Source organism: Duganella lactea (assembly GCF_009857505.1).
Lineage (GTDB): Bacteria > Pseudomonadota > Gammaproteobacteria > Burkholderiales > Burkholderiaceae_D > Rugamonas > Rugamonas lactea.
In genome coordinates this window covers 47,424-54,819 of the sequence record NZ_WWCP01000038.1, presented here as the reverse complement: position 1 = coordinate 54,819, position 7,396 = coordinate 47,424, and the positions used below count along the sequence as shown (strand labels likewise).

7 protein-coding genes are annotated in these 7,396 nt (G+C 62.6%); all 7 read left to right on the top strand.

What is annotated here, in order from left to right; all coding sequences use genetic code 11:
- Window positions 1–296 precede the first annotated feature (296 nt).
- The 7 genes from ssuE (at window position 297) to GTP44_RS22630 (ending at window position 7,271) form a co-directional block, all read left to right on the top strand.
- Window positions 297–884, top strand: coding sequence for an NADPH-dependent FMN reductase (gene ssuE, locus GTP44_RS22660; protein ID WP_161021202.1), 588 nt, complete (start codon window positions 297–299; stop codon window positions 882–884).
- 9 nt (window positions 885–893) lie between these two features.
- Window positions 894–1,877: a sulfonate ABC transporter substrate-binding protein gene (locus GTP44_RS22655; protein ID WP_161021201.1), complete on the top strand. Its 984-nt coding sequence runs from the start codon at window positions 894–896 to the stop codon at window positions 1,875–1,877.
- 15 nt (window positions 1,878–1,892) lie between these two features.
- Window positions 1,893–3,038 (top strand): FMNH2-dependent alkanesulfonate monooxygenase, encoded by a 1,146-nt coding sequence (ssuD, locus tag GTP44_RS22650; RefSeq protein ID WP_202424193.1) that lies wholly within the window; start codon window positions 1,893–1,895, stop codon window positions 3,036–3,038.
- A gap of 1 nt (window position 3,039) precedes the next feature.
- On the top strand, window positions 3,040–3,810 hold the full coding sequence (gene ssuC / locus GTP44_RS22645; protein ID WP_161021199.1) for an aliphatic sulfonate ABC transporter permease SsuC: 771 nt from the start codon (window positions 3,040–3,042) through the stop codon (window positions 3,808–3,810).
- A gap of 9 nt (window positions 3,811–3,819) precedes the next feature.
- On the top strand, window positions 3,820–4,644 hold the full coding sequence (locus GTP44_RS22640; protein ID WP_161021198.1) for an ATP-binding cassette domain-containing protein: 825 nt from the start codon (window positions 3,820–3,822) through the stop codon (window positions 4,642–4,644).
- Window positions 4,645–4,852: 208 nt separating this feature from the next.
- A complete protein-coding gene (locus GTP44_RS22635) occupies window positions 4,853–5,419 on the top strand; it encodes a YceI family protein (RefSeq protein ID WP_160990074.1) in 567 nt (188 codons plus the stop codon).
- An 88-nt stretch (window positions 5,420–5,507) separates the two neighbouring features.
- Window positions 5,508–7,271 (top strand): amidohydrolase, encoded by a 1,764-nt coding sequence (locus GTP44_RS22630; RefSeq protein WP_161021197.1) that lies wholly within the window; start codon window positions 5,508–5,510, stop codon window positions 7,269–7,271.
- The last annotated feature ends 125 nt before the right edge of the window (window positions 7,272–7,396 follow it).

The following is a 7,396-nucleotide window of genomic DNA, read 5'->3' as shown; positions in this document are numbered from 1 at the left end:
GACAAGGGCGCCTATCTGACACACGGGTTCAACTACCCAAAGTCTGGTCGGCGTCACCCTGCCTGACCGTTGCCACCTCCACATTATCCGGCGATGGCGCGGTAGATTCAATATACGAGGTCTGACATTCGCACACGGGCTCAACTGCGCAGCAGTTGAGCCCGTGTGCGAATGTCAGACCTGACACCGGGTTTTCGTCCAACGGATTTTGCATATCGAAGCGTAAAACTATTCGTTTTGAATTCGGATGGACGGATTTATGCTGAATGCCATGATCAATTCTGGGGACGAACCTCATGAGCATTCTTCTCATCAGCGGCAGCCCGGCGGCGCCGTCGAGCACCGGCCGTTTGCTGGACCATGTGGGCGACAAGCTGGCCGCGCTGGGTCATCGCCACAGCAAGCTGCTGGTGCGCGACCTGCCTGCCAAAGCGCTGTTGCACGCCGATTTCGCTGATCTGAATCTGAAGCGCGCGCTCGACGCCGTCGCCGAGGCGGATGCGGTGGTGATTGCCACGCCTATTTATAAGGCGTCTTACACCGGCGTGCTGAAAGCCTTTCTCGACCTGTTGCCGCAGGACGGCTTGAAGGACAAGCTGGTGCTGCCTTTGGCCACCGGCGGCAGTCAGTCGCACATGCTGGCGCTGGATTACGCGCTGCGCCCGGTGCTGCACGCGCTGGATGCGCGCCAGGTCTTCACCAGTGTTTACGCCACCTCGCAGCAGTTGACCTGGCATGACGTCAGCGGCCTGACGGTCGATCCGGCCATCGCCTGGCGCATTCAGGCGGGTGTGGATGCGCTGTCGGCGGCGCTGAACGCATTGCGCCAGCAGTCGGACGATGTGTTCGTCACGCAGGCGCAGCCAGTGCGGCTGGCGCGCTAAGGAACCGTGATGAGTACCGATCAGAAACGCGCCGCACGTCGGCACACTCTGGGCCTGCTGTTCGCGGCGGGCGTGTTGGCGGCTAGCGGTTCGACGCCCGCGCATGCGCAGGGCCGGCAGGAAGTGCGCATCGGCTATCAGAAGTACGGCACGCTGACGCTGCTGAAAGGCCGCGGCACGCTGGAACAGCGTCTGGCGCCGCGCAACATCACCGTTAAATGGACCGAGTTCCCGGCCGGCCCGCAGTTGCTGGAGGGGCTCAACGTCGGCAGCGTGGACTTTGGTACCGTCGGCGAAGCGCCGCCGATCTTTGCGCAGGCGGCTGGCGCCAATCTGGTTTATGTCGGCAATGAGCCGCCGTCGCCGGCTAGCGAGGCGATTGTCGTGCCGAAGGATTCCAGACTGCGCACCGTCGCGGACTTGAAGGGCAGGAAGGTCGCGCTGAACAAAGGCTCCAACGTGCACTACCTGCTGGTCAAGGCGCTGGAAAAGGCCGGCGTGGACTACAAGGATATCAGCGTGGTCTTCCTGCCGCCGGCCGATGCGCGCGCGGCGTTCGAGCGCGGCGCCGTCGACGCCTGGGTGATCTGGGACCCGTTCCTGGCCGCCGCCGAGAAGCAGATCGGCGCCCGCGTGCTGGCCGACGGCAAAGGCCTGGTGGCCAATCACCAGTTCTATCTGGCCTCGCGTCCATACGCCGAGAAAAACGGTGAGATTGTCCGCATTCTGCTGGAGGAAATCGCCAAGGTCGATGAGTGGGGCGCAACGCATCCGAAGGAGGTGTCGCAGCTGCTGGCGGCGCAGACCGGCCTCGATGTGGACGTGGTGGCGCTGGCCGCTTCGCGCTACAGCTATGGCGTGAAGCCTATCAGCAAGGAGGTGCTGGAACAGCAGCAAAAGCTGGCCGATACCTTCGCCAATCTGAAACTGATCCCGAAACCGATCGCGGTGAAAGACGCACTGCCGCCGGCCAAACAGCTGGCGGCGCAATAAGGAATCAAGATGTCGCTGAATATTTTCTGGTTTATTCCGACCCATGGCGATAGCCGCTACCTCGGCACCTCCAAGGGCGCCCGCCCGATCGACGCCAACTATCTGAAACAGGTGGCGGTGGCGGCCGATACGCTGGGCTACGACGGCGTGCTGCTGCCGACCGGCCGCTCCTGCGAGGACGCATGGGTGGTCGCCTCGTCGCTGATTCATGTCACGCAAAAGCTCAAGTTCCTGGTGGCGATCCGCCCGGGTCTGACCACGCCTGGCCTGGCGGTGCGCATGGCCTCGACCTTCGACCGGTTGTCCAACGGCCGTCTGCTGATCAACGTCGTCACCGGCGGCGATCAGGGCGAGCTGGAAGCGGACGGCTTGTTTGCCGATCACGCCAAGCGCTACGAGATCTCGGATGAATTCATCCGCGTGTGGCGCGCTTCGCTGGCGGGTGAGGGCGGCGACAAGGGCTATGATTTCGAGGGCAAGCACATCACCGTCAAGGGCGCGAAGACGTTGTACCCGCCGGTGCAGAAGCCGTATCCGCCGCTGTACTTCGGCGGCTCGTCGGAACCGGCGCACGAACTGGCGGCCGAGCAGATGGATGTCTACCTGACCTGGGGCGAGCCGCCGGCGGCGGTGAAAGCGAAGCTGGACGACATCCGCGCCCGCGCCGCCAGGTATGGCCGCAGCGTCAAATTCGGCATCCGCCTGCACGTCATCGTCCGCGAGACCAATGAGGAAGCCTGGCGCGCGGCCGATGAACTGATCAGCCATCTGGACGATGAAACCATCGCCAAGGCGCAGACGGCCTTCGCCAAAATGGATTCGGTAGGACAGCAACGCATGGCGGCTTTGCACGGCGGCCGCCGTGACAAGCTCGAAGTATCCCCCAACCTCTGGGCCGGCGTGGGACTGGTGCGTGGTGGCGCCGGAACCGCGCTGGTGGGGGACCCCGACACCGTGGCCGCGCGGATCAAGGAATACGCCGATCTGGGGATCGAGACCTTCATCTTCTCCGGTTATCCGCACCTGGAAGAGTCGTACCGTTTCGCGGAGCTGGTGTTCCCGTTGCTGGGCAAGGGCAAGGACCACGGCGAGCAATCGCTGACCGGCCCTTTCGGCGAGATCATGGCCAGCGATATCCTGCCCCAGCGGAAGGCGGCATAAGATGAACAAAACGAAACCGCGCCAGAGCGCATGGACCCCGTGGATACTGCCGGTGCTGCTGATCGCGCTGTGGCAGCTGTCTTCTCAACTGGGCTGGCTGTCCAGCCGCATCCTGCCCGAACCCTGGGCGGTGGCCAAGGCCTTCTGGGCGCTGGCCGAATCGGGCGAGCTGTGGACGCACTTGCGCACCAGCTTGTGGCGCGCCGCCACCGGCTTTGCCATCGGCGCGGGCCTGGGCCTGGCGCTTGGCCTGCTGACCGGCAGCTTTCGCAGCGCCGAAACGCTGCTCGACACCACGTTGCAGATGATCCGCAATATTCCAGCGCTGGCGCTGATTCCGCTGGTGATCCTGTGGTTCGGCATCGACGAAACGGCGAAGCTGTTCTTGTTGGCGGTGGGCGTGTTCTTCCCGGTGTACCTGAATACCTTCCACGGCATCCGCTCGGCGGACCAGGGGTTGATTGAAATGGCGCGCAGTTACGGCTTGTCCGGCTGGCCGCTGTATCGCGACGTGATCCTGCCGGCGGCGCTGCCGTCGATACTGGTCGGCGTGCGCTTCTCGCTGGGCCTCGTCTGGGTGCTGCTGATCGTGGCCGAGACGATTTCGGCGCAGGCCGGCATCGGCTACATGACCATGAACGCGCGCGAGTTCCTGCAGACCGACGTGGTACTGGTCGGGATTCTGCTGTACGCCCTGCTGGGCAAGCTGGCTGATTTGGTGTCGCGCGGGATGGAGAAGCACTTCCTGCGCTGGAATCCCGCATACCGTTAAGGAGCAAGCATGTTAACTTCGACCGCTGTATTCGATACGGGTGCGCTGCCGCGCGAAGGCGCCACCTGGACCTCGGCGCAACCGCCACGCCGCCAGGGGGTGTCCCTGAATCTGGAGGGCGTGGGCAAGTCCTTCGGCTCGCGCCAGGTGCTGCATGATGTGGACCTGAAGCTGCAACCGGGCGAGTTTGTCGCCGTGGTGGGGCGCAGCGGCTGCGGCAAGAGCACGCTGCTGCGCGCGGTCGCCGGCCTGGAGACGGTGGAGCAGGGCGGCATCAAGGTGGGGACGGGCACTATCACCGCCAGCATCCGCATCATGTTCCAGGAAGCGCGCCTGCTGCCATGGAAGACGGTGCTGGAGAATGTGGCGATCGGGTTGCCGCGTTCTTTGAACGCGGCGGCGGCCGCGCTGGCGACGGTCGGCCTGGCCGAGCGTGCCGATGACTGGCCGGCCGAGTTGTCCGGCGGCCAGCGTCAGCGCGTGGCGCTGGCGCGCGCGCTGCTGCATGAGCCGCAATTGCTGCTGCTGGACGAGCCACTGGGCGCGCTGGATGCGCTGACCCGCATCGAAATGCAGCAGCTGATCGAATCCTTATGGCTGGCGCGCGGCTTCACCGCCGTGCTGGTCACGCACGATGTGCAGGAGGCGCTGGCGCTGGCCGACCGCGTGGTGCTGATCGAGGACGGCCGCATCACGCTGGACATGAAAGTCGACCTGCCGCGCCCGCGCGCACGCGGCAACCCCGCTTTCGCCGCGCTGGAGCAGCGCCTGCTGGGCCGCATCCTGCATCAAACTGCCGCCTCCGCATCGGCCGCCATCGCCGCCGCCGCTTGATCCATGGCCGGCTCACCCGCGCGAGTGGGCCGGCCATGCGCCTTTAGACAGATACCCATCCCTCGGTGTTCCGTTATGATAACTGCATGCGGATATGATCGATTTTATCGATAGTAAAGCGGTAAATTTTTCGTTTTACAACTGTGGATGTGGCGAGCATAATCGTCCTCACTCGAACAATCATGTTCCTTACATTAGGAGTTTCTAAATGAAAAAAATTATTGCCCTGCTGATCGCCGCTGGTGTTTCCCTGACCGCGTTTGCCGCCCCTGAAAACTTCACCTCGGACGAGCATCACACGTTCTCCAGCTTCAGCTACAGCCACTTCGGCTATTCCACTCAGCAGAGCCGTTTCAACAACACCAAAGCCAAAATCACCCTGGACCGCGCCGCCAAGACCGGTTCGGTGGACGCCGTCATCGACGCCAAATCGGTGGACACCGGCTCGAAACTGTTCGACCAGCACATCCAGGGCGAAGATTTCCTGGACACCGCCAAGTTCCCGACCATCACCTTCAAGTCGACCAAGTTCAACTTCACCGGTGATCAGCCATCGTCGGTCGAAGGCAATCTGACCATCAAAGGCATCACCAAGCCAGTGACCCTGAAAATCACCCACTTCCAGTGCATGGACCACCCAATGGCCAAGAAACTGGCTTGCGGCGTGAACGCCACCACCACCATCAAGCGTACCGAATTCAACGCCGGCAAGTACGCGCCGCACGTGGGTGACGACGTGACCCTGAGCTTCGCCGTCGAAGCCATCAAGGACTAATACCTGAGAACTGAGCTCGCCTCAATTCTCTGACACGCTGCCGGCGCGGCCTTCACACCGCGCCGGCATTTTTTATCCCGGAGTAGTTATGAAATTGACGCAGCTCGCATTCGCGGCGGCCATCGCCTGCGCGTTCCCGGCGCACGCCGCAACCGACCTCATCATCACTAATGGCAAGGTCGCCACCATGACCAAGGAAGGCGCGTTCGCGCAAGCCCTGGCCATCAAGGACGGCAAGATCGAAGCCGTGGGCACCAACGCCCAAGTCCTCAAACTCAAATCCCCGAACACGCAAGTCATCGACGCCGCCGGCAAGACCGTCATCCCCGGCCTCAACGATTCGCACCTGCACATCATCCGCGAAGGCCTGAACTACAACGCCGAGCTGCGCTGGGACGGCGTCACCTCGCTCAAGAAAGCGCTGCAAATGCTCAAAGAGCAAGCCGCACGCACGCCGGATGGCGAATGGGTCAAGGTGGTGGGCGGCTGGAACGAATACCAGTTCGAGGAAAAGCGCCTGCCCACGCTGGAAGAAATCAACGAAGCGGTGCCGGACAAGCCGGTGTTCCTGCTGTACCTGTACGGCCTGGGCTTCCTGAACCAGAAGGGCATCGCCACGCTGGGCTACGATGCCAACACCAAATTCAAGGACGGCGTGGTCGAACTTGGCGCGGACGGCAAGCCTACCGGCAAGCTGATCGCCAAGCCGAACGCCGCCATTCTTTACGGCACACTGGCCAAGACCAATGTGCTGTCGCGCGACCAGCAGCTGAACTCGACCCAGCAGTATTACACCGAACTGAACCGCCTCGGCCTGACCAGCGCGATCGATGCCGGCGGTGGCGGCCAGGCGTATCCGGACGATTATGCCGTCAGTCTGGAGCTGGCGAAAAACGGCAAGCTGACCGTGCGCACCTCCTATTACCTGTTCGCGCAGAAGCCGGGCAAGGAGCTGGAAGACTATCAGCGCTGGCTGAGCCAGACCAAGCCGGACAAGAACGACCATCTGTTCTACGCCAACGGCTATAACACCGAGGGCGGCGGCGAGAACCTGGTGTGGAGCGCTGCCGACTTCGAGAACTTCCTGGAGCCGCGTCCGGACATGCCTTCGCACATGGAGAGCGAGCTGGAGCCGGTGTTGCGTTTGCTGATCAAGAACCGCTGGCCGTTCCGCATTCACGCCACGTATGACGAAAGCATCGACCGCGACCTGGCGGTGATCGAAAAAGTCAATAAAGCCACGCCGCTGAACGGTCTGCGCTGGTTCTTCGACCACGCCGAAACCATCAGCGACAAGCAGTTGGCGCGGGTGAAGGCGCTGGGCGGCGGTATCGCCGTGCAGAACCGCATGTACTTCCAGGGCGAGCTGTACCGGAAACAATACGGCGAGCAGACCCGCCAGATGCCGCCGATCAAGAAGATGCTGGAGATGAAGATCCCGGTCGGCCTGGGCACCGATGGCACGCGCGTGTCGAGCTATGGTCCATGGCCATCGATCTACTGGGCGGTGAGCGGCAAGACCGCCGGCGGCCTGCAGGTGTGGCAACAGAAGGACGTGCTGAGCCGCTATCAGGCCCTGAAGCTGATGACCCAGGGCAGCGCCTGGATGAGCGGCGAGGAAAAGCTCAAAGGCACGCTGGCCAAGGGCCAGTACGCCGACCTGGTGATCCTGCCGGAAGACTACTTCACGATGAACGTCGAGAAAATCAAGAATCTCGAGTCCAGCCTGACCATTGTGAACGGCAAAGTGGTCTACGCCGCGCCGGAATACCAGCAATACGCGCCGGCCAGGCTGGACGTGTTGCCGGACTGGAGCCCGGTGAAATACTACGGCGGCTACCAGAACAAGTAAGCGGTCCGCCCTCGTAGCCCAGCAGCAATACTAAATTGTGGAATGATAGGAGCTTGACATTGACTTTGTGCGAGCATCGACCATACTCCTTGAGCGCATCACCGATCGGGGCGGCAGCCCCTTAC

Bases quoted from the DNA above. Each gene is read 5' to 3' on its own strand.
- ssuE (WP_161021202.1), top strand. From the start codon at position 297: ATGAGCATTCTTCTCATCAGCGGCAGCCCGGCGGCGCCGTCGAGCACC.
- GTP44_RS22630 (WP_161021197.1), top strand. From the start codon at position 5,508: ATGAAATTGACGCAGCTCGCATTCGCGGCGGCCATCGCCTGCGCGTTC.
- GTP44_RS22655 (WP_161021201.1), top strand. From the start codon at position 894: ATGAGTACCGATCAGAAACGCGCCGCACGTCGGCACACTCTGGGCCTG.
- GTP44_RS22635 (WP_160990074.1), top strand. From the start codon at position 4,853: ATGAAAAAAATTATTGCCCTGCTGATCGCCGCTGGTGTTTCCCTGACC.
- ssuC (WP_161021199.1), top strand. From the start codon at position 3,040: ATGAACAAAACGAAACCGCGCCAGAGCGCATGGACCCCGTGGATACTG.
- GTP44_RS22640 (WP_161021198.1), top strand. From the start codon at position 3,820: ATGTTAACTTCGACCGCTGTATTCGATACGGGTGCGCTGCCGCGCGAA.